The sequence below is a fragment of the Streptomyces sp. Ncost-T10-10d genome (assembly GCF_900091955.1).
GTDB lineage: Bacteria > Actinomycetota > Actinomycetes > Streptomycetales > Streptomycetaceae > Streptomyces.
This window is the reverse complement of record NZ_FMDF01000186.1, coordinates 1-1,648: the sequence shown is the minus strand read 5'-3', so window position 1 is coordinate 1,648 and position 1,648 is coordinate 1. Positions and strand designations below refer to the sequence as shown.

Here is a 1,648-nt window from a genome sequence, read left to right as displayed (position 1 = left end):
TGAGCGCGGTGGACGTCCTGGGTGAGGAGGAGCGGCACCGCTTGTTGAGGGTTTGGAATGACACGGTGGTGGGGGTGGAGTCTTCGACGTTGCCGGGGTTGTTCGAGGCGCAGGTGGTGCGGGTGCCGGATGCGGTGGCGGTGGTGTGGGATGGGGGTGAGTTGTCGTACCGGGAGTTGGATGAGCGGGCGAATGGGTTGGCTCGGTTGTTGGTGGGGTGTGGGGTTGGTCGGGAGTCGGTGGTGGGGGTGGTGTTGGAGCGTGGGGTTGATTTGGTGGTGGCGTTGTTGGCGGTGGTGAAGGCGGGTGGTGCGTATCTGCCGGTGGATCCGGCGTATCCGGCGGAGCGGGTTGCTGTGATGGTTTCTGATGCGGGTGTGGGGTTGGTGGTGTCGTCGTCGGTGGTGGCGGGTGTGGTGCCGGAGGGTGTGCCGGTGGTGTTGTTGGATGAGATGTCGGATGTGCCAGAGATGCCTGGGGTGTCTGGGGGGTTGGGGGTGGAGGTGTTGCCGGGGCAGGCGGCGTATGTGATTTTCACGTCGGGTTCGACGGGGCGGCCGAAGGGTGTGGTGGTGCCGCATGCGGGTGTGGTGAATCTGTTGGCTGGTGGGGGTTGGGGTGCGGGTGTGGGTTCGCGGGTGTTGCAGTTTGCGTCGGTGGGTTTTGATGCGGCGGTGTGGGAGGTGTGGGGTGCGTTGGCGTCGGGTGGGTGTCTGGTGGTTGCTTCTGCGGAGGAGTTGTTGCCGGGTGTGGGTCTGGCGGGGGTTGTGGAGCGTCATGGGGTGACGCATGTTCTGTTGCCGCCTTCGGTGTTGGGTGTGTTGGAGGAGGGTTCTCTGGGTTCGGTGGAGGTGTTGTTGTCGGGTGGTGAGGCGTTGGGTGGTGAGTTGGTTGAGCGGTGGGGTGCGGGTCGTCGGTTGGTGAATGCGTATGGGCCGACGGAGGCGTCGGTCTGTGTGGCGACGGCGGGTCCGTTGTCGGGGGGTGATGAGGTGTCGGTGGGGCGGCCGAATGTGAATACGCGGGTTTATGTGCTGGATGGGTTGTTGCGGCCGGTGCCGGTGGGTGTTGCGGGTGAGTTGTATGTGGCGGGGGTGCAGTTGGCGCGTGGTTATGTGGGTCGGCCGGGTCTGAGTGCTGAGCGGTTTGTTGCGGATCCGTTCGGTGTGGGTGGTGAGCGGATGTATCGCACGGGTGACCGGGTGCGGTGGACGGCGGATGGCCGGTTGGTGTTCGTGGGGCGTGCGGATGAGCAGGTGAAGGTGCGTGGGTTCCGTATCGAGCCGGGTGAGGTGCGGGCTGTGGTGGCTGAGCATCCGCTTGTTGCTCAGGCGGTGGTGGTGGTTCGGGAGGATGTGGTGGGTGACAAGCGTGTTGTGGCGTATGTGGTTGCCTCGGGTGAGGTTTCGGGTGATCTTCCTGGGTTGGTGAATGGGTTTGTTGCGGGGCGGCTTCCGTCGCATATGGTGCCGGCGGCGGTGGTGGTGCTGGAGGAGTTGCCGCTGACCGCGAGTGGGAAGGTGGACCGCGGGGCGCTTCCTGTGCCGGTGTATCCGGTTGCTGTCGGCCGTGGTCCGTCCAACGCGCGTGAGGAGATCCTGTGCGCCGCGTTCGCCGAGGTCCTCGGTCTCGAAACCGTGGGTGTGGA

1 protein-coding gene is annotated in these 1,648 nt (G+C 65.2%); it reads left to right on the top strand.

The genetic code is table 11. From position 1 onward, the window contains the following. A partial coding sequence (locus GA0115254_RS34160; RefSeq protein WP_141720960.1) for a non-ribosomal peptide synthetase occupies positions 1 to 1,648 on the top strand: 1,648 nt, incomplete at both ends.